This is a genomic window from Amycolatopsis palatopharyngis, assembly GCF_003385185.1.
Taxonomy (GTDB): Bacteria; Actinomycetota; Actinomycetes; order Mycobacteriales; family Pseudonocardiaceae; genus Amycolatopsis; species Amycolatopsis palatopharyngis.
In genome coordinates this window covers 76,569-102,482 of record NZ_PQHZ01000011.1, presented here as the reverse complement: position 1 = coordinate 102,482, position 25,914 = coordinate 76,569, and the positions used below count along the sequence as shown (strand labels likewise).

General features: G+C 66.9%; 25 protein-coding genes. 22 read left to right on the top strand and 3 right to left on the bottom strand.

Annotation, left to right across the window (positions count from 1 at the left end; genetic code table 11):
* Positions 1-138: 138 nt before the first annotated feature.
* The 6 genes from D0C15_RS11165 (at position 139) to D0C15_RS11140 (ending at position 6,321) form a co-directional block, all read left to right on the top strand.
* A complete protein-coding gene (locus D0C15_RS11165; protein ID WP_116043777.1) occupies positions 139-840 on the top strand; it encodes a GntR family transcriptional regulator in 702 nt (233 codons plus the stop codon).
* A 71-nt stretch (positions 841-911) separates the two neighbouring features.
* Positions 912-2,087, top strand: coding sequence for an iron-containing alcohol dehydrogenase family protein (locus D0C15_RS11160; protein WP_162830016.1), 1,176 nt, complete (start codon positions 912-914; stop codon positions 2,085-2,087).
* Positions 2,084-3,139 carry an Ldh family oxidoreductase gene (locus tag D0C15_RS11155; protein ID WP_116043772.1) on the top strand — a complete coding sequence of 352 codons (1,056 nt, stop codon included), beginning with the start codon at positions 2,084-2,086 and terminating at the stop codon, positions 3,137-3,139. Before D0C15_RS11160 ends, D0C15_RS11155 begins: the two co-directional genes overlap by 4 nt.
* A gap of 316 nt (positions 3,140-3,455) precedes the next feature.
* Positions 3,456-4,481: a TRAP transporter substrate-binding protein gene (locus D0C15_RS11150; protein ID WP_116043769.1), complete on the top strand. Its 1,026-nt coding sequence runs from the start codon at positions 3,456-3,458 to the stop codon at positions 4,479-4,481.
* Positions 4,478-5,047 (top strand): TRAP transporter small permease, encoded by a 570-nt coding sequence (locus tag D0C15_RS11145; RefSeq protein WP_116043767.1) that lies wholly within the window; start codon positions 4,478-4,480, stop codon positions 5,045-5,047. The genes D0C15_RS11150 and D0C15_RS11145 overlap by 4 nt, the downstream gene beginning before the upstream one ends.
* Positions 5,044-6,321 (top strand): TRAP transporter large permease, encoded by a 1,278-nt coding sequence (locus D0C15_RS11140; RefSeq protein WP_162830015.1) that lies wholly within the window; start codon positions 5,044-5,046, stop codon positions 6,319-6,321. Before D0C15_RS11145 ends, D0C15_RS11140 begins: the two co-directional genes overlap by 4 nt.
* A 126-nt stretch (positions 6,322-6,447) precedes the next feature.
* On the opposite strand, the gene D0C15_RS34075 is transcribed toward D0C15_RS11140, so the two are convergent.
* Positions 6,448-6,687, bottom strand: a complete 240-nt coding sequence (locus D0C15_RS34075; RefSeq protein WP_162830014.1) for a hypothetical protein — start codon at positions 6,685-6,687, stop codon at positions 6,448-6,450.
* Here D0C15_RS34075 and D0C15_RS11135 point away from each other — a divergent pair.
* Positions 6,588-7,100 carry an RraA family protein gene (locus D0C15_RS11135; RefSeq protein ID WP_116043761.1) on the top strand — a complete coding sequence of 171 codons (513 nt, stop codon included), beginning with the start codon at positions 6,588-6,590 and terminating at the stop codon, positions 7,098-7,100. The genes D0C15_RS34075 and D0C15_RS11135 overlap by 100 nt on opposite strands.
* Positions 7,101-7,142: 42 nt before the next feature.
* Complete coding sequence (locus D0C15_RS11130; protein ID WP_162830012.1) at positions 7,143-8,213, top strand: ketopantoate reductase family protein; 1,071 nt, start codon at positions 7,143-7,145, stop codon at positions 8,211-8,213.
* Between the two features lie 33 nt (positions 8,214-8,246).
* Here the strand turns inward: D0C15_RS11130 and D0C15_RS11125 are convergent, their stop codons facing one another.
* Complete coding sequence (locus tag D0C15_RS11125) at positions 8,247-8,990, bottom strand: enoyl-CoA hydratase/isomerase family protein (RefSeq protein WP_116043754.1); 744 nt, start codon at positions 8,988-8,990, stop codon at positions 8,247-8,249.
* A gap of 62 nt (positions 8,991-9,052) precedes the next feature.
* Here D0C15_RS11125 and D0C15_RS11120 point away from each other — a divergent pair, with 62 nt between their 5' ends.
* The 9 genes from D0C15_RS11120 (at position 9,053) to D0C15_RS11085 (ending at position 20,723) form a co-directional block, all read left to right on the top strand.
* Complete coding sequence (locus tag D0C15_RS11120) at positions 9,053-10,135, top strand: TAXI family TRAP transporter solute-binding subunit (RefSeq protein ID WP_162830011.1); 1,083 nt, start codon at positions 9,053-9,055, stop codon at positions 10,133-10,135.
* 133 nt (positions 10,136-10,268) lie between these two features.
* Entirely contained in the window at positions 10,269-12,239 is a 1,971-nt protein-coding gene (locus D0C15_RS11115) for a TRAP transporter permease (protein WP_116043749.1), read from the top strand.
* 22 nt (positions 12,240-12,261) lie between these two features.
* Positions 12,262-13,344: an Ldh family oxidoreductase gene (locus D0C15_RS11110; RefSeq protein ID WP_162830010.1), complete on the top strand. Its 1,083-nt coding sequence runs from the start codon at positions 12,262-12,264 to the stop codon at positions 13,342-13,344.
* Positions 13,345-13,656: 312 nt separating this feature from the next.
* Entirely contained in the window at positions 13,657-13,782 is a 126-nt protein-coding gene (locus D0C15_RS35460; RefSeq protein ID WP_281270689.1) for a hypothetical protein, read from the top strand.
* Entirely contained in the window at positions 13,779-15,344 is a 1,566-nt protein-coding gene (locus D0C15_RS11105; protein ID WP_116043743.1) for a thiamine pyrophosphate-binding protein, read from the top strand. Before D0C15_RS35460 ends, D0C15_RS11105 begins: the two co-directional genes overlap by 4 nt.
* Before the next feature lie 52 nt (positions 15,345-15,396).
* On the top strand, positions 15,397-16,563 hold the full coding sequence (locus D0C15_RS11100) for an acyl-CoA dehydrogenase family protein (RefSeq protein ID WP_116043949.1): 1,167 nt from the start codon (positions 15,397-15,399) through the stop codon (positions 16,561-16,563).
* Between the two features lie 42 nt (positions 16,564-16,605).
* Positions 16,606-17,769, top strand: a complete 1,164-nt coding sequence (locus tag D0C15_RS11095; protein WP_116043740.1) for a CaiB/BaiF CoA transferase family protein — start codon at positions 16,606-16,608, stop codon at positions 17,767-17,769.
* A gap of 126 nt (positions 17,770-17,895) precedes the next feature.
* On the top strand, positions 17,896-19,032 hold the full coding sequence (locus D0C15_RS11090) for a mandelate racemase/muconate lactonizing enzyme family protein (RefSeq protein ID WP_116043738.1): 1,137 nt from the start codon (positions 17,896-17,898) through the stop codon (positions 19,030-19,032).
* Between the two features lie 26 nt (positions 19,033-19,058).
* Positions 19,059-20,723: a dihydroxy-acid dehydratase gene (locus D0C15_RS11085; protein ID WP_425455379.1), complete on the top strand. Its 1,665-nt coding sequence runs from the start codon at positions 19,059-19,061 to the stop codon at positions 20,721-20,723.
* A 34-nt stretch (positions 20,724-20,757) separates the two neighbouring features.
* On the opposite strand, the gene D0C15_RS11080 is transcribed toward D0C15_RS11085, so the two are convergent.
* Entirely contained in the window at positions 20,758-21,489 is a 732-nt protein-coding gene (locus D0C15_RS11080; RefSeq protein WP_245975704.1) for a GntR family transcriptional regulator, read from the bottom strand.
* 176 nt (positions 21,490-21,665) lie between these two features.
* Between D0C15_RS11080 and D0C15_RS11075 the strand changes: the two genes are divergently transcribed.
* The 5 genes from D0C15_RS11075 to D0C15_RS11055 are packed head-to-tail and all read left to right on the top strand — an operon-like array spanning position 21,666 to position 25,895.
* Positions 21,666-22,418, top strand: coding sequence for an SDR family NAD(P)-dependent oxidoreductase (locus tag D0C15_RS11075; protein WP_116043735.1), 753 nt, complete (start codon positions 21,666-21,668; stop codon positions 22,416-22,418).
* Positions 22,411-23,004, top strand: coding sequence for a carboxymuconolactone decarboxylase family protein (locus D0C15_RS11070; RefSeq protein WP_116043732.1), 594 nt, complete (start codon positions 22,411-22,413; stop codon positions 23,002-23,004). Before D0C15_RS11075 ends, D0C15_RS11070 begins: the two co-directional genes overlap by 8 nt.
* Complete coding sequence (gene lhgO, locus D0C15_RS11065; RefSeq protein ID WP_116043729.1) at positions 23,001-24,221, top strand: L-2-hydroxyglutarate oxidase; 1,221 nt, start codon at positions 23,001-23,003, stop codon at positions 24,219-24,221. The genes D0C15_RS11070 and lhgO overlap by 4 nt, the downstream gene beginning before the upstream one ends.
* Positions 24,214-25,122 carry a dihydrodipicolinate synthase family protein gene (locus D0C15_RS11060; protein WP_116043726.1) on the top strand — a complete coding sequence of 303 codons (909 nt, stop codon included), beginning with the start codon at positions 24,214-24,216 and terminating at the stop codon, positions 25,120-25,122. The genes lhgO and D0C15_RS11060 overlap by 8 nt, the downstream gene beginning before the upstream one ends.
* Entirely contained in the window at positions 25,122-25,895 is a 774-nt protein-coding gene (locus D0C15_RS11055) for an SDR family oxidoreductase (RefSeq protein ID WP_116043723.1), read from the top strand. The genes D0C15_RS11060 and D0C15_RS11055 overlap by 1 nt, the downstream gene beginning before the upstream one ends.
* Positions 25,896-25,914: the final 19 nt, after the last annotated feature.

Genomic DNA, 25,914 nt, shown 5'->3' with positions numbered 1-25,914 from the left:
CGTGCTGGGACGGGAGGTCACAGGCCCTAACGCGACCTCGCCGATCAGGCCGCGGCCTGGGTTGCCGTTCGTCCTTGGAGTGAGCCGAACGCCAATCAGGAGGTTGACGGTATACCGGTATACCCACATACTCGTCCGATGCGTGAAGGTTCCTTGATCAAACCTCAGCGTGTGGTCAGCTTGAGTGACCGTGTGTTCGAAGCACTAGAGGACGCAATCGTCCGGTGTGAGCTCAAGCCGGGCGAGGTCGTGACGGACCGGACGCTGAGCGCGCGACTTGAGGTGAGCCGGACGCCAGTGCGCGAGGCGTTGCAGCGGCTCGCGGCATCCGGGCTGGTCGCACCGCGCGACCGTGGAACGGGGTGGGAGATCGCCGGATTCGACGAGCGCGACCTGAGTGAGCTTTTCGAGCTTCGGAAGGCGCTCGAACCCCTTGGGCTGCGCCAACTGCTCGGTGGTCACGAACCCGACCCACGCGAAATTCAGATTCTGAGTAGGTTCTTCGACGACTTCGAAGAACCCATCGAGGTCTCGGAGTACTCGCGGTATTTCCGGCGGGACAATGAGTTTCACAAGAAGATGGTCGCGTGTACCGAAAACAATCGTATCATTGGCTTCTACGGAATTGTGGAAAGGCAAATTGATCGTGGGCGCCATTTCTTGTCGACCGGCTACCAGGGGCGGATCGAGGAGAATCTGGCCGAACACAAGAGCATTACGAGGGCGATCGCCGAACGTGACCTGAACCGAGCGATCGACGCTCTGCTTCATCACCTCACTCGAGGCGAAGAACTGATGGCCGAGCATATCAAGGCGGAGCGTGCCGCGGGCCGTTTCTGACCGCGCGCCCAGGTATTCGTTTTAGACCTTATGCGCCTCGGATGGATGCGGCGTGTCTTGCAGGAGGATTAGTGAGTAGGCCGGTGCAGCCCAAAAACGTCCAGTTGCGTGAGCGTTCCTCGCTGCGTGAATTCGACTACGAGATACCTACCAGGATTGTCGGCGGCCCGAATGTGATCGCGAGGTTGCCTGCGGAACTCGCCCGGTACGGGGTGCGCAAACCGTTGGTCATCACAGACGCGGGTATCAGGTCGGCCGGGGTTCTCGATGTCGTCCTCGCCGCTCTGCCCGGCGGTCGGGACTCGGTAGCGGTGTTCGACGCGATCGAATCCGATCCGACCACCGACTCGGTGGACGCCGCCGCGCGGATGATCCACGACGGTGGGCACGACGTGGTGGTGGCGCTCGGCGGGGGTAGTCCGCTGGACGCGGCGAAGGCCGCTGCGGCAGTGGCCGTATCGGGCCGACCGGTCCTCGATCTTGTCGGTCCCGAGAAGGTTGACGTCGCGCCCCTGACGGTGTTCGCTGTGCCGACCACTGCGGGCACAGGCAGCGAGGTCACCAGGTTCTGTGTGCTCAGCGATCCGGCCTCGCAACGCAAGGTCAGCATCTCGTCGATGCGTGTGATACCTAGGCTGGCTCTGCTCGACCCCGAACTGACAACTGGGTTGCCTGCAGGGATCACCGCAGCAACCGGCTTCGACGCGCTCGCCCATGCCGTGGAGTCGTACGGCAGCGTGTGGAACAACCCGATCTCCGAGGGACACGCGCGGCACGCCGTCACGCTGATTGGCACTCACCTGCGCGACGCGGTGCACGATCCGACCAATCGGCAGGCACGGATGGGCATGTTGGCCGCGAGTTGTATCGCCGAACTCGCGGCCAACTCGACCAGGCTCGGCCTTGCCCACGCGCTGGCGGTTCCACTGGGTGCCGCGCACAAAATTCCGCACGGTGTCGCTGTGGCGCACATGCTTCCCGAGATGTGCGCATTCAACGAGCGGGCCGAGCCGGGCCGCTATGCCGAGCTAGCCCGGTGTCTGGACCCCGGGGCGGATCGCCTTGCCGACGCCGTGCGTACACTTCGCTCCGATGTGGGCCTGACCACTCGTCTACGCGATTGGGACGTGGGCGAGGCCGACTTCAAGCCGATAGTCGAGATCGCGCTGGGTAGCGATAACACCCAGGCCAATCCCCGAATCGCGGGCGAGAGCGAACTCACCGACCTGCTGCGCGCCGCCTTATGAGCAACGGCAACGTACGGCGTCCCGAGAGCGATCTGGTTTCCTTCGCCACACAGGTGCTACGGGCGACCGGCATGGCTGGTCGCGCCGCCGCACTGGTGGCCGAGAGCCTTGTCGACGCCGATCGGCACGGTGTCTCCTCGCACGGCCTGATCCGGCTGCCAATCTATGTGAGGCGGCTGCGTGAGGGCATGGTCGACCCAGTGGCGGTTCCTACGGTGCGGATGTCCGGCGCACGTGCAAGCGTGGACGGCCGCAACGCGATGGGCGCTCTGGTGGCCACGACCGCGGTGGACGCGGCCTGTCGGCTGGCCGACGAGTACGGCATCGGTGCCAGTGCTGCGAGAAACAGCAACCACTGCGGCACCATGGGGTTCTACGCCCGCGGCGCTGCCGAGCGTGGCTACTTTGCGGTGGCGATGTCCAACGCGCCGGTCACCATGACCTATCACGGCGGACGGACTCCCGCGGTCGGTACCAACCCACTCGCGGTGGCCGTTCCCCGTCCTCGGGAGCCGCCAGTCGTGCTCGACATCGCCTCCAGTGCCGTCGCGCGTGGAAAGATCATCGTCGCGGACAGCAAGGGGGAGTCGATCCCGCCGGGCTGGGGCATCGATGCCGGAGGCAGACCGACCACTGTCGCCGCGGAAGCGCTGAAGGGCGCCATGTTGCCATTCGCGGGCCCCAAGGGCTCCGGGTTGGCGCTCATGATCGACCTGCTGTGTGGTGTTTTCGCCGGTGCTGCCTCCGGAGCCGACATCGGCAATATGTACGAGGACTGGGAGCGACCACAGAATGTCGGCCATGCCTTCTTCGTGGCCGACTTCACCAGTCAGCTCGATCGCTACGGTGATGAGTTGGAGAACTTCCTGAGCTGGGTCGGTTCGCTACCTCCCACCGGGGGCCTCGACACTGTCCTGCTTCCCGGTGAACCCGAGCAGCGCGCAGCTCACCTGGCCGATGAACAGGGAGTATTGCTCAGCGCGACAACGTGGGCCGCGCTGAGCGTGTTGGCATCAGAGCTGGGTGTGGATACACCGAGCGCACCTGCCTAGATAGGGCTCTCTCCCCGAATAAACGACGATGTTCAGGACCAGAGCATGAAAATTGCTGCCATCCAGCCAACCTACGACGACTCGCTGCAGCGCCTGAGGGACGTCTGCTTGGACGCCGTCCGAGCTGTGGCACTCCGCTTTTCGTGTCTCTCAGCCGCTCGACAATGTATTGCGGTTGATCACCCAGCTGACCGACAAAATCGACGCGGAGGTGTTCTCTAAAGACACCGGCCTCCGTGTCGTGGCGAACACGGGTAGCGCAGTAGCAATCCGCGCCCCGCACGCCCCACTCTGATTATCCACTGGAAGGACTGCTATGAACTCGCGACTTCGCCGCCTCTACGGCGTCGCAACGGCCACCGCCCTTACCGTCACGCTCGTCGGGTGCGGCGACTCGGGCGACGGTGCCGATGGCGCCAAGGCTGAGGGAGACAGCCAGCAGGGGAACGTCTCGCTGACCCTGGGACACGTCTGGCCAGAGAAAGACCCGCAGGCCGAGGCGACGGCCCGCTTCGTCGAGGCGGTTGCCGACGAGACGGACGGCAGTGTGGAGATCGAGGTCTTCCCTGCGGGGCAGGCCGGCGGGGACCGGGACATCCTCGAGGGCCTCGCCCTGGGAACGACTGACATTTGGGTTGGTGGCGCCGGCGTCTACAATGCGGTGAGCGACGTGGGCGAGTTTTTTGTGACGCCCTTCATGTTCGACAGCATCGATGAGGCCGCAGACGCCTACAGCGGGGAACTCGGTGAAGCCGTACGCCAGAGGCTCGACGAGGAGACGGAAACTACCGTCATCGGCCTGTGGCCGCGCGGCCCCCGCCACATTACTACGAACAAGGCGCTGAACACCCCGAACGATCTCAGCGGCCTGCGGATCCGGGTTCCGGAGAACCCGATGTTCATCGAGGGGTTCGAGGCGATGGCGGCCAACCCCACGCCGATGGAGTTTCCTGAAGTCTTCACCGCGCTACAGCAGGGGACCATCGATGGGCAGGAGAACCCTCTCGCGCTGATCCAGTCCTCCGGGTTCGCGCAGGTGCAGTCCCACCTGAACCTGACAGGCCACATCATCGAGCCGCTGGCGCTGGCTATCTCGGACAGCGCCTGGGAGTCGCTCTCGGAGAAGCAGCAGGAAGGCATCCGCAACGCCTCGGACCAGGTGAGCGAGGAGTTCCGCGACGAGGTGAAGCAGCAGGAGAAGCAGCTTCGCGAGGAGCTCGAGGGCGAGGGGATGACGGTCGTCGAGCCCGACATCAACGCGTTCCGGAAGAGCACGCAGCCAGTTCGCGAGACCCAAGGCAGCGCCTTCGCCGACCTGTACGAGCTGGTGGAGCAAGAGTGACTTCCGCGGCCGAAGGCCCTGGTGCGCGGCAGCCGGCCGCGGCCGCTCACCAGGGCCTGGACGCGGAGGACCTTCCCGCCGCCGAAGGTCGGTTCAGCAAGGCGCTGGCCGACGTCTGCGTGGTGCTCCTCATGGGCATCCTCGCCACGGTCCTGCTGCAGGTTGTTATGCGCTACGGCTTCAACAGTCCACTCACATGGACCGACGAAGCGACCCGGCTGCAGCTCGTCTGGTTAACCTTCATCGGCGCGGCCCTAGCCTACAGAATGGGGGCGGACATCGCGGTGGACGCCCTGGAGCAGCTCGCCACCAAACGCTGCTGGACGTGGGTCGCCAGTTCCGCGGCCGCGGTCATCCAGGGGACGATCGCGATCGTGGCGGTGATCTTCGTCGTCGCGGGCTGGCAGCTCGTCCAGGCGACGATGGCCAGAGATACTCCCGCACTCGACATCCCCGTGGCCACCTTCTACGCGGCGGTCCCGTCATGCGGCGTGCTGCTGCTGCTGTCGCTCGCCGAGCGGGCCTGGCGCGCGAACCGCGCTCGCGTCGAGGGAGGGACAAAATGATCACCGGCATCCTCCTGCTAGTCGGGCTCCTGGTCCTGATCCTCATCGGCGTGCCGGTCAGCTACGCTTTTCTGGCGACAGCTGCCGTGTACCTCCTGTTCGTACTCGAGCTCCCGGTGGTGACCGTGGCGCAGCGAGTGGGCACCGGCGCCGACTCGTTCGCGCTGACCGCGATACCACTGTTCCTGCTTGCCGGGTCACTGATGAACGCAGGAGGGATCACGCGGCGGCTGATCAACTTCGCTAACCTACTCGTCGGTTGGCTGCCCGGCGGCCTCGGCGCAGTCAACATCGCCGTGAGCGTTTTCTTCGCCGGCATTTCTGGTTCGGCTGTTGCCGACGCATCCGCCGTCGGGAAGGCTATGATCCCCGGGATGGTCCAGCAGGGCTACCCGCGGTCCTTCGCTGCGGGCGTCACCGCAGGCTCGAGCATCGTCGGGCCGATCATCCCGCCGTCGATCCCGATCATCGTTTACGGGCTCGCCTCTGGGCTACCGATCGGCGCGCTGTTCCTCGCCGGAGTCTTCCCGGGGCTGCTCTTCGGCTTGGTGATCCTCATCATGACCGTGCTGATCTCCCTTCGTCGCGGCTACCCCCGGATGCATCGGATCACGTGGAGCCATGCGTTGACCGCCACGAGAGACGCCGTAGCGGCGCTGATCATGCCGCTGATCATCGTCCTGGGGATCGTCTCAGGGATCTTCACCGCTACTGAGTCAGCAGCGATCGCCGCCTTCTACGCCCTGCTGCTTGCCGCTGTCTTCTACCGCGAGCTCAACTGGCGGGACCTCCCCAAGGTCTTCCTCGAGACGGCCGTGCTGAGCGCCGCGATCCTGTTCATCATCGCTTTGGCCAGCGCCTTCGGGTGGGTGCTGATCCGGTCAGGGTTCCCGCAGGTGCTCTCGGGCGCTCTGGCCGACTCCGGGCTCGGGGTCGTCGGCGTCCTGCTGCTCATCAACCTTGCGTTGCTGGTCTTCGGCATGTTTATGGAGAGCAACGCCGCGATCCTGGTGTTCACGCCGTTGCTGCTCCCGATCGCGGCCGCTCTGGATATCGACCCGATTCATCTGGGCATCATAATCGTCTTCAACCTCATGATGGGTCTGCTGACGCCCCCCGTCGGCATGTGCCTGTTCGTGACGTCGTCGATCGCCCGGCTCCCGGTGATGACGGTGGCCCGTGCCGCCTGGCCGTACCTCGCCTCGGCCGTCGTGACGCTGATTGTCATCACCTACTGGCCGCCGTTGACCACTTGGCTCCCGAGCCAGTTCTAAACCATTTTTGGCGTTGCCCCGATCGCGGACTTTAGCTGCGCGGGTTGCTGCGCTCATGCACGAGCACCTAGGCTCCCCGCAACATGCTCGTTCGCTATGAGGGGGAGCGACGTTGGCCGCACTGACTCAGCTGCTCAACTCCTGACGAAGGGAGACGTATGGCAGGCCCGCGGACGAGAGTCCGGCCGTTTCCGACGCTATGGAGCATCTCGGCCTGCCGCTCGGCGTCGTCAATGGACTGACCAACGTGCCGACCGACATCCAGAGTGCGATCGGGTTCGCCCGTACCGCGACAGTGGTGGACTCCGACGAGGCGAACATCCCCGGCTTGGCCGAGTACCTGGACGAGGGCCAGGAGGGCGACATGTTGGTCCTGGGCTGGGAGGCGACATCCGTTGCCTCCGTGGGGAGGGCTGGCGGCCACTCGCACGGCTGCTCGGGGTGCGTGGGGTTGGTCAACGCCGGCTGGAATCCGGGGTCTTGCCGAGGTGTCGGCGCTGCGACTCGCGGTCTGGGCCCGCGGTGCGACACCACGCAGTGGCAAGGGCAGGCTCGCCGTCACGAACGTGGGTGCGCCGGTAACCGTGGGAGGTGCCGTGGTCAACGACCGCGACCTTGTCATCGCCGACTCCACCGGGATCTGCGTGGTTCCGTGCGCCCAGCGGTCGCCGGTCCTCGCGTACGCCGCTCAGCTGCAGGATCGGGACGAGGCGTTCCGGCAGGCGCTCAGCACCCGAGCCGGCTTCTCGTCAGCCCGCAGAGAAGCGGGCACGATGTGAGGCCGGTGTTGACGCCGCTCGCCGCAGAGCCTGGACCAACCCGTGGCTGAGTGGCAGCCCAGCGGTGAGCCGCACATCGGGATTATCGGCTGTGGCAGCATCGGGTCCCTGCTGGCGGCGCATCTGACTCTCGCTGGCCGCTCCGTGAGCGTTGTCGACAGCTGGTTCAGGAACGTGGAGGAGGTCCGTGGCCACGGAGTGGAGATCCAGGCGCCGGACGAGGCCGTGCGGGCACGAGTCGACGCCCACAACATCGACGAGGTACAGAACATCGCGCGACCACTCGATGTTCTGCTTCTCGCGGTCAAGGCGTACGAGAGCGCGAACGCGCTGGCACTGATGGCCTCGCTGATTCAGGACGACACCATCGTCGTCCCCGTGCAGAATGGGATGGCCGAAGAGTGGATTGCGAAAGTTCTCCCGCGGGGACGGTTGGTCGGCTGCTCGGTTCATGTGCCGGCGGAGCTCACCGCGCCCGGTCGTGTCACGAGGTACCTTCCGCGAGGTCGGCGGACTTTCAGCCTTGGCGCCGTGGGTGCTGCCCCGATCGCGCCCGCGCAGTACGTTGCCGAGCTGATCCAGCCGGCAGGCGACACCGAGGTCGTCGCGGACCTGCCGGCTGTGAAGTGGGCAAAGCTCGCTGTCAACACCATGACTAATGCGCCGGCCGGCCTGACCGGATGGACCACGAAGCGGTTGTGGTCCGATCCGCGATCGGTACCTCTCATCACCCGAGCGGCAGGGGAGACCCTGGCCGTGGCCGAGGCGTCAGGCGTGCAGCCTGCGCTGGTCTTCGGACGTATTCGCCCGGAACTGTTCCACCGGGCGCTGAGCGACCATGGCGCGGAGGCGGAACTGTCAGCGGCGATGGCCGAGATGGCTGCGGAACGCACCGGTGCTTCCGAGAGCAGGCCTTCCCTGCTTCAGGACGTCGACCGAGGCCGTCGTACGGAAGTGCGCTACCTCAACGGGTTCGTCGTGCGACAGGGCGCCACCCACGGTGTGCCCACGCCGGTCAACGCGGCTCTGCACGATCTTGTGGCAGAGATCGACAGGGGTCGCCTCAGAAAGGAGCCCGGGAACATGGAAACACTGCGTGCCCTGGTGGGGTGAGCGACAGGGAACCCGGCAAACCAGCTCGGACGCCTAGCTGTCGTCAGGTCGGTAGGAGTTGATGCGTTCGCGGGCGTCGGGGTCGGCGAACACCTCGGCGAACTCGCCGACACTCGCATCTATTGCTGCCTGCAGGCCGACGTTCTGCCACGTCTCGAACAGGCGCTTCTGTGCTGCCATCGCAACGGGGGAGTGCCCTGCGACTGCTCGGGCCAGGTCAATGGTGACCTTCTCGAGTTCGTCCGGCGGCACGATCTTGTTGAGGAATCCGTGCGCGTCCAGCTCGGCGACGCCGTACAGGCCGCCGGTCAGGAGTAACTCCTTGGCCTTACCGAGTCCGAGATGTTGTTGGAGCAGTGCGGCATCGAGCACCGAAGGGATCCCGACCTTGATCTCGGGCATCCCGAAAACGGCATCGGTGGTGGCCACGCGAAGGTCACACGCCAACGCCAACTCCATACCCGCGCCGAGACAGTAGCCGTTGATCGCGCACAACGTCGGCACCGGCGCTCGTCTGGCTGCGCTCAGCAGATCGCCCAGCTCGCTGATGAATGACCGGGCATCACGTGCTGACAAACCGTGGAACACCTGGACGTGTACGCCGGCGGAAAAGGCGCGTCGGCCTGCGCCGGCGAACACGACAGCCCGTACGCCTTCGGGAGTGTCCGCCACGGCTTCCCTGGCGACCGTGATGTCCTCGCGGGTGAGCGCGTTGAGCTTCTCCGGCCGGCTGAACGTTACCCAACGGATCTGGTCAACGTCTCGCACAGAAGGCATTGACACTTCTATCCTCCCTCTTCAACGCTTCATCCAGACGTCGATCGCACCCTTGGATAACGGTGCGGAATCCGGGAACGACGAGGTATGGACACTGTAATGTGATCTGTGACATGTTAGCGGCAGCGTACACCGAGAGGAGCGGCAGCATGTTCAAGCTGACCAAGCGGAGCTACCCGATTGCAGCTCTACTCCCGATTCTGCTTCTGACATCGTGTGGAGGGGAGAGCGGTGTTCCCGGCGTACCCGAGTTCGTGACCATCGCGACCGGCGGCACGGGGGGTGTCTATTACCCCATCGGCGGCGCGATGGGCAGCATGCTCGCGAGCGAGATCGAGGGTGTGCAGAGCGGCACTGCGGAGACCACCGGAGGCTCGGTCGAGAACCTGAAGCTGCTCGGCGATGAACGTACGACCATCGCGATGGCGATGAACGACGCCGTCTACAACGCGGTGAACGGTGAGGGCGACTTCAAGGAGCCCCAGAACGTCTGCACGATCGGGGTGATGTACCCCAACGTCCTGCAGGTCGTGACCACCGAGGCGACCGGCATCAAGAGTTTCCAGGACCTCGCCGGAAAGCGGGTCTCCGTGGGCGACGCAGGCAGCGCGACGGAGCTGATGTTCAACAACGTGGTCACCACGTTGGGAATGAGCTTCGAAGACTTCGGTGAGGCCCAGCACCTGCCGTTCGACGGCCAGACCACGGCGATTCGAAACGGCCAGCTCGACGTCGGTGCGTGGGTTGTCGCGCCCGGCGCTTCATCCATTCAGGACCTCGCGTCCAGTGAGGACATCAAGGTGGTTCCGCTGGATGAGGAGTCGCTGAACAAGGTAACCGAGAAGTATCCCTACTACATCGCGACCGAACTCGAGGCCGCCACTTATGATGGCCAGGAGCAGGCGGTGCCGGTGGCTGCGACATGGAACTCGCTCCTGATGAGCACCAACACTTCTCAGGAGTTCGTGGGATCGGTGACCCGAGCGGTGCACGAGAACGTGGACGCGCTGGCATCGGGACACCCTGCCGGTGGTGAAATCGCTCCGGAGAACATCACCGACGCCGTCGCGCCGGTCTGCCCTGGGTCGATGGCCTACTTCAAGGAAGCAGGCGTGGAGATTCCGGAGGAGCTGCGGCCCAGCTGACAGACCGGGCTGACAGACCGAGTGCCAGCCCTGACGGGGTCGTGGACCGTGCAGGAACGCGGCCCCGTCAGGGTGAGCGATTGGCGACGCGGCCCTTGTCGTCTGATCGAGGAAGAATGGGACTCAGATAACCATGAAGTTCTGGGACAAGGTGGTCCGGCGTTCCGTACCGGACGCGAATTCCCCGGACGGCGACGAGAGTGCCGGTCGCGTGCGCGATCTCGGTGGCCTCACCGCGAAGATCGTGACAGTGATCGCGGTCGTGTACTCGGGTTATTACCTGTGGACCGCACAGTTCGGCATCGTCTCGCCGCAGGCGCACCGCGGCTTCTACTGGGGTTTCGCTGGCCTGCTCGTCTTCCTGCTCTACCCGGTGCGCAAACGGCGGAAGGCCGAAGCCAACCAGCGTGTCCCGATCTGGGACATCGCCCTCGCGCTGACCGTGGTGGGGCTCGCGGCGTACTACGTGTTCCAGTACCCGGAGATCGTGGCGCGCGGGGGCACGCTCACCGACATGGAGTACGTGCTCGGCATCCTCGCTGTCGTCCTGTCCCTGGAGATGACGCGACGAGTCCTCGGGACCGTTCTGCCAGGGCTCGGTGTCCTGGCGATCGTCTATACGTTCTTCGGGCCGTCGATGCCGGGGTTCTTCGCGCACGCGGGCTACGACGCGGAGCGCTTTCTGACGACGATGTACACGTCGTTCAACGGCCTCTTCGGCCCGGTGGCGGACATCTTCGCCACCTACGTGTTCATCTTCATCATCTTCGGCGCGTTTCTCCAGAAGAGCGGTGCAGGGCAGTTCTTCGTCGACCTGCCGCTGGCGCTGGCCGGCACGAGGCGGGGCGGCCCGGCGAAGGTGGCCATCGCGGTCAGCGCGCTGATGGGGTCCGTCAACGGCAGCGTGGTGGCTAACGTGATGACCACCGGAAGCGTGACCATCCCGCTGATGCGTCGGGTCGGCTACACAAGAGAGTTCGCAGGTGGCGTGGAGGCTGCCGCCTCGGTGGGCGGCCAGGTGCTTCCACCGGTGATGGGTGCCGGTGCCTTTTTGATCGCGGAGTTCACCCAGACCTCCTACTCGACGATCATGCTGGTCTCGATCGTCCCCGCCCTGATGTATTTCTTCGCCGTCTACCTCCTCGTGGACTTCGAGTCGGTCAAGCGCGATCTGCGGGGCGTGCCCCGGTCGGAACTGCCCGACTGGCGCAAGGTGCTCAAGCAGGGCTGGTACTTCGTGCTGCCCCTCGTGCTTCTCTTCGTGCTCGTTGTCATGCGGTTCAGCCCCGCTTTCGCCGGGTTCTGGGCGGTCGTCGCCGTGGTCGTCATCGGTGTCGCGTTCCCTTACAACGGATCTCGGATGGGCATTCGTTCCATCGTCCAGGCGATGCGCAACGGAGCCGTCGCCTCGCTCGCCGTCGGCGCGATCGTCGGCACGATCGGCATCGTGATCGGCGTGGTGAACCTGACCGGTCTCGGTCTGCGGTTCTCGGACCTCGTCGTGCAGATGTCCGGGGGCAGCCTGCTGCTGGCCCTCGTCCTCACCGCGCTGGCATCCTGGTTCCTGGGTGCCGGACTCACCGTGACGTCCTCCTACATCATGGTCGCGGTGCTGGTGGCGCCTGCCCTCACCGATCTGGGCCTGTCGCTGGTCGTGGCACACCTCGTGATCTTCTGGGTGAGCCAGGACGCGAACGTGACGCCACCCATCGCGCTAGGTGCGTTCGCCGGGGCGAGCATCTCCGGGGGGTCCCCCATGAGAACGGCGTGGCAGGCATGGCTGTTGGCGCGAGGCCTTTACATCGTTCCGTTCCTGATGGCCTACACCCCGCTGATCGACGGTCCGTGGACTGCGGCTGCGCCTGTGGTGATCACGGCTATGGTCGGCATATATGGGTTGACAGCGGGCTTCGCCGGACACATGCGAAGAAAGACGACCGTTCCCGAGCGGTTGCTCCTCCTGGTCGGCGGTGGTCTGCTGATCGCTCCCGGGATGCTGAGCAACGGGATCGGGCTGGCCATACTCGTCGCCGTCTACGTCCTGCAGCGGGCCTTCCCCGAGGCGGGTAAGGGTTCGCCCGCAGCGATCGCCAGTGAGGCGTGATCACATTTCGAGTGAGGACCGTGTGACAACCCTGGTCGACCCGGAGCGGCTGGGTAACTGGGTCGCCGCCGTGCTGCAGCGTCACGGTGTGCAGGCTTCCCACGCGCAGAGCACCGCCCGGGTCCTCGTGGCCGCGGACGTGCAAGGCATCGATTCGCACGGCATCGCGCGTCTGCCTGCGTATCTCGGCCGGCTCGGCTCCGGTGCGACGGCCACGGAGGGGCAACCCTGCGTGGTCGCGTCGAGCGGCGCGACGGCTCTGGTCGACGGGGGCAACCTGATGGGGCATCCGGTTGCCGAGTTCGCCATGGCCGAGGCGATCGCGCGGGCGCGTTCGTGCGGTGTCGGGTGGGTGGCGGTGCGCAACAGCAACCACTTCGGCATCGCGGGCTTCTATGCCCGCCTCGCCACCGATCTCGGCCTGATCGGCCTGGCAGGCACGAACGCCGGGCCCCGCGTTGCGCCTGCCGGTGCGAACGAACCGTTCCTCGGGACGAACCCCTTTGCTGTCGCCGTGCCGACGTCGAGTCCGCCTGCGATGGTCGTCGACATGGCCACCAGCGCGGTGGCCACGGGAAAGCTGGAGCTGGCGGCGCGGGACGGCAAGCCCATCCCGGAGGGGTGGGGAGTGGACCGGGACGGGCACGCGACCACCGACGCCGCGGCACTCGCCAGCGGCGGATGGCTCCTGCCGCTCGGCAGCTTTCGGCAGCTGTCCAGCCACAAAGGATTTGCGCTCGGCCTACTGGTTGAGGTGTTTTCCGGTCTGCTGGGAGGCGGCCCGTATGGCCCCGGAGTGCAGAACTTGGTGTTCACGGCGGGGGATCGGCCTGCGCGCGTAGGTCACTTCCTGGCCGCCATCGACCCCGCGCGTTTCGGTGACGCACACAGCTTTACGGACGCGGTCTCGTCGCTGCTGGCCGACCTGCACGGCTTGACGCCGAGCGACCCGGAGACACCGGTGATGACGCCAGGCGAACCGGAGTGGCGATGTGAGCTGGAGCGGAGGCGGGACGGGATTCCCCTGGGCGGAGAGGTGCTCAACTCGCTGACCCGTATCGGCGAGGAGCTCGCGCTGGAGTTTCCGTCGAGTGCGTTCGGCTGACGGTCTGCAGCGAACCGCACGATCTTTCCCATCGAGGATACTGACATGTGGCATGTCACCGGCTAGGGTCGAGACAGGTGCCGCGGTAGCTAGGTAGGTGATCACATTGGACGTCCCGCTCGTCGGTCTGCGTTGCCGCCCCCTCGGACCACCACTGGCGACTTCTCACCGAGAGCATGGCCAGGCCTGAGTTCGGGGTGGCCCCCGCGGCTCAGTAGGAACGAGGACCGGCTGGCCACGTCCAGGAGGTGTACGACATGGTCGAGGAGTGGTCGTCGCACCTTCGACCGGTGAGGTAGTGGCTGTGCTCGGTTGACGCCAGGTGAATTCGTTCGCGCCCCCCTGCTCGGTGAGCACACCGACGAGGTCGCGGCCCACGGCTTCGCGGGCTGCCGTGCCCGCGACGACAACAGCGAGAAGGAACAGACGGACCCATGACGCGTGATCTGGCTCTCCCGTTGGTGCGAGGACTCCGCGCAGCGGGTGTCGAGAAGATCTTCGGTATGCCTGGCGGGGGTCCGAACCTGGACATGATCGGCTGCGCCGAGGAAGTCGGCATCGACTTCGTCCTCGCCCACGGCGAGACGGCGGCCTGCATCATGGCCGCCAGCTACGGTCGGCTGACCGGCACCCCCGGAGTGGCTGTGGTGACCAGGGGGCCAGGGCTGACCAGTGCGGGCAACGGCCTCGCGCAGGCCACCCTCGACAGGTTTCCGCTGCTGCTCATCAGCGACACGGTGTCACAGGCGAACGCCGGTCGGGTCGCGCACCAGCGCCTGGATCAGGTCGGTGCGGCGGCGCCGCTGACCAAGTGGAGCGGCACGCTCGGCGTCGGCGACCCCGAGGCGGTGGTCAATGCCGCGGCCGCACTGGCCACGGCGGCGCCTGCGGGCGCTGTGCACCTGGCCTTCGATCCCACCGTGGCCGGTGACCCTGCCCCCGAGCTACCGATGCCTGCGGTGGTCGACGACGCCGTGCTCGAGCGGGTCCGGCGGCGGTGCGATTCCGCCCGCAGGCCGGTGGTCATCGTAGGCCTCGACGCGGCCCGTCATGTCATGGGCGTCCGCGCGGCGCTCGAGTCCATGAACTGCCCGATCCTGGTGACCTACGAGGCCAAGGGGACGATCCCCGAGTCCTGGCCGAGCTACGCCGGGGTCTTCACCGGTGCCGTCGTCGAGCGCCCTTTGCTCGACCAGGCCGACCTCATCATCGCCCTGGGCCTCGACCCGGTCGAGCCATTGCCGGGGCCGTGGTCCAACAAGGCGCCGATGGTCATGCTCCACAGCCACCCCATCGATGCTGCCTACTTCGGAGAGCCCGAGGTGGTGGTCGGTTCCTACGACGAGCAATTCAAGGATCTCCTCGGACGCTGCCACTCCGAGTGGCCGCCGCGCGCCGGGCGCGAAACCTGCGACCGTGACGTGGCACGGCTCGAATATCCGACACAGGGACTGAGCCCGCACGAGGTGGTGCGCACGACCCGGAAGGCGCGGGGCGACGCCCTGCTCACGGTTGACGCGGGTGCGCACATGCTGGTCGCGATGCCACTGTGGGAGACCGACGACGCGGACTCGGTGCTCATCTCCAACGGGCTGGCGACCATGGGATTCTCCCTGCCCGCCGCCATCGGCGCGGCGCTGGCCCGTCCAGGGCAGCGGGTGGTGTGCTTCGTGGGCGACGGCGGTCTCGCGATGGTGCTCGCCGAGTTGGAGACCCTCGCGCGGCTGCGCCTGGACGTCACGGTCGTCGTGCTCAACGACGAGGCGTTGACGCTGATCCGGCTGAAGCAGAAGCAGAACCAGGGCGGGGACATGGCAGTCGTCTACGGCGCCATGGACTTTGCAGCTGTCGCGTGCGGGATGGGGGTGCCCGGCTCGACCGTGGACGATGCGGAAAGCCTGCGTGTCACACTGGACGCAGCAGGGCCTGGACCGTCCCTTGTGGATGCTCGAATTGATCCCTCGGGCTACGCACACGTGATGCGCGTGACCCGCGGATGAGCGGGCCGGATTCCGGAAAGCCTGAAGAAACCGAGCCGGGAAGGTGGGCCAGTTGGATTTCGCGCTCAACGAGGACCAGCAACAGCTACGGAACGCGGTCCGCGAGATTGCCGCCACCTATTCCGACGACTACTGGGCCGAACGGGACACCAAGCACGAGTTCCCGTGGGAGTTCTACAACACCTTCGCCGAGGGAGGCTGGCTGGGTATCGCCATCCCCGAGGAGTACGGCGGAGGCGGGCTCGGGGTCCTCGAGGCCTCGCTGCTACTCGAGGAGGTGGCTGCCTCCGGCGCCGGAATGAACGGGTGCAGCACGATGCACCTGACGATCTTCGGCCTCAACACCATCGTCAGACACGGAAGCTCGAGCCTGCGCGAGGAGGTGCTGCCGCCGGCCGCGGACGGGACGCTGCACGTGTGCTTCGGCGTCACCGAGCCGAACGCTGGGACGGACACCACGCGCATCTCCACCTTCGCACAGCGGGACGGCACCGACTACGTCATCAACGGGCGCAAGGTGTGGATCACAAAGGCGGGGCAGTCCCAGAAGATGCTGCTGATCTGCCGAACGACTCCCCGGGACGAGGTCGCAAGGCCGACCGACGGGATGTCGCTGTTCCTGGTCGACATCGAATCCGAAGCGGTACAGCTTCGGGCCATCCCCAAGTTAGGCAGGAACGCGGTCCCGTCCTACGAGGTGTTCATCGACGACCTCAGGGTGCCCGAGTCGGCGCGCATCGGGGAGGAGGGCAAAGGATTCACGTATCTGCTCGACGGCCTGAACCCGGAGCGGATTCTCCTCGCACACGAGGCTCTGGGCATTGGCAGGGCGGCGTTGCGCCGGGCCACACAGTATGCCAACGAACGCATCGTGTTCGACCGCCCGATCGGCATGAACCAGGGCGTGTCGTTTCCCCTCGCGGAAGCCGTCACCCGGCTGGACGCGGCCGAGTTGATGGCGCGCAACGCGGCGTGGCGTTACGACCACGGACTCGAGTGTGCTCGGGAGGCGAACATGGCGAAGTATCTCTGCGCGGACGCCGGCTTCCTGGCCGCAGACCAGGCCGTCCAGACCCATGGCGGCATGGGGTACGCGAAGGAGTACCACGTGGAACGGTACTTCCGCGAGGCAAGGCTGCTGCGATTGGCGCCCGTGAGTCAGGAGATGGTGTTGAACCACGTGTCCCGGCACGTTCTGGGACTCCCGAAATCCTATTGAGGTGCGTGGCGCACGTTCTCAAACGGACACTGAGAGGGCTGGATGTCGACTGAAGGTGGCGCGCTCGCAGGGGTGCGCGTCCTGGACCTGTCGCGGGTCCTGGCGGGCCCGTTGTGCACGCAGATGCTGGCTGACCACGGCGCCGAGGTGCTCAAGGTTGAGCCGCCCGGCGGAGACGAGACCCGAGGATGGGGGCCGCCGTTCATACAGGAGGGAACGAGCGCCTACTTCACGGGGCTCAACCGCAACAAGCGCAACGTCGTGCTCGACCTGCATTCGGAGCTGGGCAGGGAGGCGATTCGCCGGCTCCTTGGCGAAGCCGACGTGCTGGTCGAGAACTTCAAGGCGGGCACGCTGGCGAAATGGGGATTCGACGACGAATACCTCGCAGCACACTGTCCACGGCTGATCCACGCCCGAATCACCGGGTTCGGCGTCGACGGCCCGATGGGGGGCGCGCCCGGATACGATGCGGTGCTGCAGGCCTACGGCGGTCTGATGAGCATCAACGGGGAACCGGACGGTGGCCCGTTGCGTGTGGGCGTGCCGATGGTCGACATGGTCACCGGGATCTTCGCCTTCTCGGGAATCCTGCTGGCACTCAACGAGCGGCACGCATCGGGACGTGGTCAGCTGGTGGACTGCGCACTGTTGGACACCGCGGTGGCGATGCTGCACCCGCACACGGCGACGTGGTTCGCCGACGGCACTGTGCCCGCCCGCTCCGGCTCGGCGCACCCGACGATCGCGCCGTACGACACGTTTTCGTGTTCCGACGGCCCGATCTTCCTTGCCGTGGGCAACGATCGTCAGTTTCGGGAACTAGTGGGCGTCCTGGGCCGTCCCGACCTCGCCGAGGACTCGCGGTTCGAGACGAACGCAGGACGCGTCGTGCAGCGTGACGAATTGCGCGCCATCCTCGAGCCGATCGTGTGCGGATGGGGTCGTGAGGATCTCGGCAAGGCCCTGCTCGCGCGTGGCGTGCCGGCGGGGCCTGTGCACGATGTCCGCGAGACGTTGACCGACCCGCAGGTGCTGCACCGCGATATGGTCGTGCGACTTGAGGGTTACACCGGTGTCGGAATCCCGGTGAAGCTCCGGCGCACGCCGGGTTCAGTCCGGACGCCACCACGCGGAGCCGGTGCGGACACCGCCGAGGTGTTGCGCGAACTGGGGTTCTCGGAGACGCAGATCGATCCACAGTAGGGGTGTACCCAGTGACTCGTGCTGGGAGCACTGGGGGAGCCATGGGGTAGGGCGAAGGATCTTTCTTGGGGCCCATCACATGTAACATGTTGCAACGACTCCCTAGTGCGAAGGCGGGAACAAGTCATGGCGATAGCACGAGTGTGGGCGCGGGCCGCGTCGGTTCCGGTGAGCAAGCCGACACGCATGTCGACAAGGGTTCTCGGTCGTCGTGACTACCTACTCGTCCACCTCGAGACCGAGGACGGTGAGCGGGGACTCGGTTACGCCTACGTCGGCACCGCAGGCGGCACCGTTGCGGTGCAGGCGGTGCACGACCTGCTCGCCCCCATACTGACCGGCGCCGATCCCGACGACATCGCCGCGCTCTGGGAGCAGATGTACCAGGACGCACTGCTGACAGGGCGCAGGGGCATCGTGATCCGGGCACTGTCGGCCGTCGACATCGCGCTGTGGGACCTCTCGGCGAAGCGCCGGAAACTGCCGCTGGGAGTACTGCTCGGCGGCAGCCGCAAGCCGTTGCCTGCCTACGCGTCCGGCGGATACTACCGGCCCGACGAAGGTCCGTGGGCCGACGCGGTGGCACGGGAGATCGAGGGCAATCGCAAGCAGGGGTTCCGTGACCACAAGATCAAGGTGGGCGGGCTGGCGGTCCATGAGGACGCCGAGCGCGTGGCCGCGGCGGTCGCCGCGCTCGGGGCTGACGGCCGGTTGGCGCTCGACTGCAACAACGCGTATCGCACTGCCACGGAGGCACGCCGGGCGATCCGTGCCTTTGAGGAAGCCGCGGGCGTCACGGGACTCTGGTGGGTGGAGGAGCCACTGTCCCCTGAGGACGTCGAGGGGCATGCCCGGCTCGTCGACTCGGTGCAGAGTCCGATCGCGACCGGCGAGGTACACCAGACTCGCTGGGATTTTCGTGATCTGCTCCAGCGCCGTGCGGCCGATATTCTCCAGCCGGATGCCGGCGTACTTGGCGGGGTGACCGAGTGGATGAGGGTCGCCCACGCGGCGGAGGTCTTCTCCGTGCCGGTTGCGCCGCACTGGCATGCGAACCTGCACGTGCACCTCGCCGCCGCGACGCCCGGCTGCATGACCATCGAATACTTCTCACTGGAGAAGGACATCTTCAACTTCGAACGGCTTGTGCGGGAGGACACCCGACTGTCCACTATGGACGGATATGTGACCATGCCCGACCGTCCCGGGATCGGGATCGAGCTTGACGACGACGCCGTCCGGCACTTTGCCGTCAACCCGTGAGCACCCAGGACATGAGTGCCCACGGCATGTCCCGGAACCTGGTCTCCTACGGCGACGCCGGGTTCAGTCGTTTCCTGCGCAACGCGTTCCTCGCGGCCGCGGGATACGGCACGGAGGAGCTGTCGCGCCCCGTTGTCGGGATCGCCGACCTCAGCTCGGATTACAACCCCTGTCACCGGCAAATGGGCGAACTGGTGGAGAACGTGAAGCGTGGGGTGCTCGCCGCGGGTGGTATCCCGTTCGTGTTCCCGACGACGAGCCTGGGGGAGAGCTTCCTCAACCCCACGGCCATGCTCTACCGCAATATGCTCGCGATGGAGACCGAAGAGCTGATCCGCGCCCAGCCGATGGACGCAGCGGTCCTCCTGGGCGGATGCGACAAAACGGTGCCTGCCCAGCTGATGGCCGCGGCCGTCTCCGACATCCCGGTGATCCTCGACGTGGTCGGCCCCATGCTGACCAGCTCCTGGCGGGGGGAGCGTCTCGGCGCCTGCACCGACTGCCGCCGGTTTTGGGCGCGTTACCGTGCAGGGGACCTGAACGAGGACGAGATCGGTGACGTCGAGGTCAATCTCGCCAGCACGTCGGGTACCTGCATGGTCATGGGGACGGCTTCCACGATGGCCTCGGTGACCGAAGCGCTGGGCATGATGCTGCCCGGTGGAGCCACCCCGCCCTCGCCGAGTGGAGAGCGGCTCCGTCACGGTACCGCCACCGGACACCGGGCCGTGGAGCTGGCGCGGGAACCCGTTCTGCCGCGCGACATCCTCACGGCGGAGGCCTTCGAGAACGCCCTCCACGTGCTGGCTGCCCTCGGTGGTTCGACCAACGCGGTCGTGCACCTGCTCGCTGTGGCCCGGCGCGCACGTGTGGCACTCACGCTCGACGACTTCGACCGGGTCTCCCGAGAGACGCCGCTGCTCGTGGACCTCAAACCCTCCGGCACTCGCTACATGGAGGACTTTCACCGGGCAGGCGGAGTTCGCGTCCTGCTCAAGAGCCTCGAGGCCGTCTTGCACATCGACCACGTGGGTGTCGCGGGCCGACCACTCGGTGAGCAGTTGGCTGACGTGGCGCCACCTGCCGGCTGGCAGGACGTCATCAGGACGACCGGGAATCCACTGGGCCCGCCTGGGGCGCTTGCGGTGCTGCGTGGGTCGCTGGCACCGGGCGGCGCCGTGATCAAGGCTTCTGCCGCGTCGCCGGAGCTGTTGACACACGAGGGCCCGGCGCTCGTGTTCGACTCACCGGAGGATGCCGCCCGACGGCTCGCCGACCCGGATCTCGACGTGAGCGAGGATCACGTGCTGGTCCTGCGCAATGCGGGTCCGGTCGCCGCCGGAATGCCCGAGGCAGGCTCGCTTCCGATTCCCAAGCGACTCGCCGCCGCAGGTGTGCGGGACATGGTTCGGGTCTCCGACGCACGGATGAGCGGGACCTCCTACGGAACGGTCGTACTGCACTGCACCCCGGAGAGCGCGGTAGGTGGGCCACTCGGCCTGGTCCGCGACGGTGACCGGGTTCGGCTGGACGTGCCTGCCCGGCGCGTGGACCTCCTGGTCGATGCGGAAGAACTGGGGCGTCGCCGCGAGTTGTGGCGAGCGCCGGAGCTGCCCGTACGAGGATGGCGACGCCTGTATGCCGAGACTGTGCTCCCGGCGAGCCTTGGAGCCGACCTGGATTTCCTGTGAACCGTCGCCGCTTCGCTCAGCCGGCGATGCTCGCTCAAGAGTATCCGGGAACCTGGAGTGCCGCGAAGACGTCCAGCCACGGCAGCATATCGTCGGCGGACTCTGCGGAGTCTCCGGTTTCCTGAGCCAGCAGCAGGCTCGCGGAGTGGCTGAGGTGCTCGCGCATGGCGGTCGCCGCACCGAGGGCGTCGCCCGCCTCGATCCGCTCGAACACCGCCTCGTGCTCGCGGTGGATGTCGGCGAGCTGACGGGTGCGTCCGGCGGAGGTGACGCCACGCATCTTCTGGTGGGACCACAGGTTGTCCACGACGCCCACAAGGCGCCGGTTCCCCGTGGCCTCGAGAATCACCCGGTGGAATCCGGAGTCCATCTCCTGATGGGCCAGCATCGTCGCCGCACCTACGAAGGTGTCGCGGCTGCCGAGGGCGTCCCGGAGGCGTTCGACGTCTGCGGGAGTGATGATCTGTGCGGCACGGAAGGTGGCCGGGACCTCAAGGAGCAGGCGTAACGAAAAGACCTCCTCCAAGTCGTGCGCCGTGGTCTGCAAGATCCGCACACCGCGGTTGCGTTCGAACGCGACCATGCCCTGATCCGCCAGCGAGATGAGGGCCTCGCGCACCGGTGACCTGGAGACCTGGAGCCGCTCGGCCAGCTTGGCCACCGAGTGCAGGCTACCGGGTGCGAGCTCTCCCATGGTGATCGCCTGACGCAACGCCCGGTGCACCTGAGAAGTCAGGCTCTCACCCCGGTCGGAAATCATCTCCATGTGCTCGACCCCTCACCCTTCGCACCTTGACCAAAGTCGCATGTTACATACTACACTGCAATCAATCGACCGCTCTCGAGGACAGGTGATGATTCCCAATCTCCGGCTCCCGGCTTTCGCGGGGTGCACCCGGATAAGCGGCTACTGATGACCGGACGATTCTCGGAGGTGCTGTGATGACGGGGGCAGGCACGACGGACTGGTTGGGCCTTGCGGGGCAGCGGATCCTCGTGGCCGGTGCGGGAGGCATCGGGGCGGCCTGTGCCGCGGCCTTCCTCGATGCCGGCGCACACGTCGGGATTGTCGACATCTCCACCGAGCGGCTCGCCGCCGTCGATGCCCGGACGCTGAGCATGACCGAGGACGTGAGCACCGTCGAGGGGTGCGAGGATGCGGTGCGCCGGACCGTGGACGAGTTCGGCGGGCTCGACGTCCTGGTCCATGCGGTCGGGGTGAACAACCGCGTCCCGGTTCTCGACGTGGAGGACCGGGATTGGCAGCGAATTCTCGACATCAACCTCTCGAGCGCTTTTCGGCTCGGCCGGGCAGCCGGCAGGCTGATGGTCAACGCAGGCCACGGCCGACAGGTCTACCTCTCGTCCGTCTCCGGGTTGCTCGCTCACCCGGATCACGCGCCCTATGCCGCCAGCAAGGGCGGCCTCGACCAGCTGGTACGGGTTATGGCCCGCGAGTGGGCAGGTTCCGGGGTCACCGTGAATGCGGTCGCACCCGGTTACACCGAGACCGACCTCACTCGCGAGCACCTGAACCGGCCCGGCGTGCGTGAGCACTACACAGCACTGGTGCCCGCAGGCAGGCTCGGCGCCGTCGAGGATCTGACCGGGCCGGTGCTTTTCCTGGCCTCACCGCAAGCCGCCTTCGTGACCGGGCACGTCCTGTACGCCGACGGAGGGCGGACTCTTGTCTGAGAGACGCGACCGGCTACCGCTGCTGGCGCCCGAGCAGCTTGAGGCCGGGCAGCGCGACCTGCACGAGGCGATCGCCGGGGGACCACGCGCGAACGGTCCGTTCTCGGTGACCGACGATCAGGGGCGCCTGCTTGGCCCGTTCAACGCCTTGCTGTACGCCCCCGACGTAGGGGCCTCGGTGCAGCGACTGGGCGCCGCACTCAGGTTCGGCGGCACGCTCGAGCCGCGTGTCCGCGAGCTGGTGATCTGCACGGTGGCAGCGCACTGGAACTCCGAGTACGAGTGGTACGCGCACAGCAGGGTGGCCCGAACCGTGGGTGTCTCCGAGGCCGAGCTCGCGTCCGTCCGTGACGGCGATGTCCCGGCCGGTCTCTCCGGCGCCGAGGTGGCGGCCCTGGGATTGGCGACCGCCCTGCTGCGGGACCGGGTGGTGGGCGATGACGTGTACGAACCGGTCGTCGAGCACCACGGCCGCTCAGGGCTTGTCGAGATCTGCACGGTCGTCGGTTACTACCAGCTGCTCGCCGGCGTGCTCGCCGCTGCCGACATCGGAGCACCGGCTGTCGAAGACCGGGAGGGTTCGTGAGTAGGAAACGGTTGGCGGTCGTGGGCGGCGGGATCCTGGGCGCCGCGATAGCCCGGCGTCTGCTGCAGGTGGAACCGGACCTGGAGGTGACGCTGCTGGAAAAGGAGTCCGGCCTCGCGCAGCACCAGACCGGGCACAACAGCGGGGTCGCCCATGCCGGTCTCTACTACACGCCCGGCTCTCTCAAGGCGCGACTGTGCAGGCGCGGCGTGGCGATGCTGCAGGAGTTCTGCGAGCAGCACCAGGTGGCCTACGACGAGTGCGGCAAGGTGCTGGTCGCGCTCGACGACGTGGAACGCGAGCGATTGTCCGCCATCATGGAGCGCGCGGTCGCCAACGGTGTACCGGATGTGCGCCTGCTCGACGCCGGAGAGGTGCGCGACATCGAGCCGCACGTGCGCGGTGTCGCCGGCCTCCATTCACCGCGCACGGCGATCGTCGACTTTCCCGGTGTGACCAGAGCCTTGGCCGACGCGGCGATCGCCGCGGGAGGCAAGGTGCGTACCGGCTACGAGGTGGCCCGCATCGGGGAGTCGGGCTCCGAGGTGGTGCTGGCGGGCACCGACGGCCAGGAGGACACCTTCGACCAGGTCATCATGTGTGCGGGTCTGCACGCCGACCGCGTCGCCGCGATGGCGGGTGACGAGGACGATCCCCGCATCGTCCCCTTCCGTGGCGAGTACTACCTGCTCCGTCCGGAGCGGCGCGACCTCGTGCGCGGCCTGATCTATCCGGTGCCCGATCCCCGGTACCCCTTCCTCGGCGTGCACCTGACCCCCCGCGTAGACGGTGAGGTCATGGTCGGTCCCAACGCGGTCCTCGCCCTGGCCAAGGAGGGCTACCGTTGGCGGACCGTGTCGCGGCGGGATCTCGTCGAGGCCGTTACCTGGCCCGGATTCCGGCGGTTCGCGCGCCAGCACTGGCGTACCGGGGTGGCGGAGATGTTGGGCTCGGTGAGCAAGCGGCGATTCGTGGCCGCGGCCCGCCGCTACGTCCCCGACCTCACCGTCGACGACGTCGTCCCCGGTCCCACCGGGGTTCGGGCGCAGGCACTGGGTCGCGACGGTGCCCTCGTCGATGACTTCCGGATGACCAGGAGCGGACGGGTCCTGAGTGTCCGCAACGCGCCCTCGCCCGCCGCCACGTCCTCGTTGGCGATCGCCGAGCACGTCGTTGACCTGGCCCTCGACCGAAAGGACACGAATCACGATGCCTGAGAACATGCCTCGCCTGGCGCACGGTCTGTGGGGTGTCCTTGCCACCCCGTTCCGGGAGGCGGACATGAGCGTCGACGTCGGCTCGTTGCGCCGTGAGGTGGCCCTGTTCGGTGATGTCCCGGCTACCGGCCTTGTCGTCCTCGGTGTGTTCGGCGAGGGTGCCGCACTCGACTCGGCCGAGGCCGAACTCGTGGTACGCACGGTTGCCGGGGAGGCGCCGTCGATGCCGCTCGTGGTCGGTGTGTCGGCACGGACCACGGCGGTCGCCGTGGAACAGGCGAAAACAGCGTGCGGGGCTACGGGTGACAGCCTCGCCGGGTTGATGGTCCAGGTGCACAGCGCCGACACGGATGTTCTGGTCCGGCACCTCACCGACGTCCACGAGGCCACGGGGGCAGGCATCGTGGTTCAGGACTACCCGGAGGCCTCCGGTGTCCGGCTAAGCAGCGCGCAGATCCTGGCAGCGATCGAGCGCTGCCCCTTCGTGGTGGCCGTCAAGTCCGAGGCTCCGCCGACGGCCGCCGCGATCGCCGGCCTCACCGCGGGCACCGACGTACCGGTCTTCGGTGGACTGGGTGGCGTCGGACTGCTGGACGAGCTCGGTGCGGGTGCGGCGGGAGCGATGACCGGCTTCTCGCATCCGGAGGGATTGCGGGCGGCACTGGACGCCTGGCAGCGGGGCGGCTATACCGCCGCCCGCGCCGCCTACAGCCCGTGGCTGCCACTGGTGAACTTCGAGGCGCAGCCCCGCATCGGACTGGCGCTGCGCAAGGAGATTCTGCGCAGGCGAGGCGTGTTCGAGCACGGCGTGGTCCGTGCGCCCGCCCCCGCCGTACCCCCGCGACTTCTGGAACTGCTGACCGCCCACCTCGACGCGGTGGGCACGGAGGAGAGCGCCTGATGGTGAACACATTGGACGGACTTACGGCCGTCGTCCCCGGTGCGAGCGCAGGGCTGGGGCTGGCGGTCGCGAAGGCACTCGGCGCCGAGGGCGCCAATGTCGTCATGGCAGCACGGCGTCGTGACCTGGTGCGGAGTGAGGCCGATCGGCTCGAGTCCGCGATCGGTGTCGAACTCGACCTCACCGACCCCGCGGCACCCGAGGCACTGGTGCGGCGAGCGGAGGAGCACTTCGGTCAGGTCGACATCGTCGTACTCAACAGCAGTGGGCCGCCACCGGCGACCGCCGCGGAGATCACCGAGGAACAACTGTCCGCCGCTCTGCACCAGCTCCTTCTCCAGCACCAGCGGCTGGTGGCCGCGGTGCTGCCGGGAATGCGTGAGCGCGGGTGGGGCAGGGTGACGGCCATCGGCTCCAGCGGGGTACAGCAGCCGATCGAGCCGCTGGCGTTGTCCAACATCGGTCGGGCCGCACTGGCCGCCTATCTGAAGTCCCTCGCTCCGGAGGTCGCACCGGACGGGGTGACCGTCAACATGGTCCTGCCCGGCCGGATCGATACCGAGCGAGTCGCGACCCTGGATCGGGTGGCGGGGGAACGGGCAGGCGTGAGTGCGGAGGATGCGCGCAAACGTTCGGAGGCCACGATTCCCGCCGGGCGTTACGGCACACCGGACGAGTTCGCCGCGGTCGTCGCCTTCCTCGCGAGCCCTGCGGCCTCCTACGTCACCGGCGAGCAGATCCGTTGTGACGGCGGGATGGTCCGCGCCTACTGACCCCGCTTCGCTGTCACAC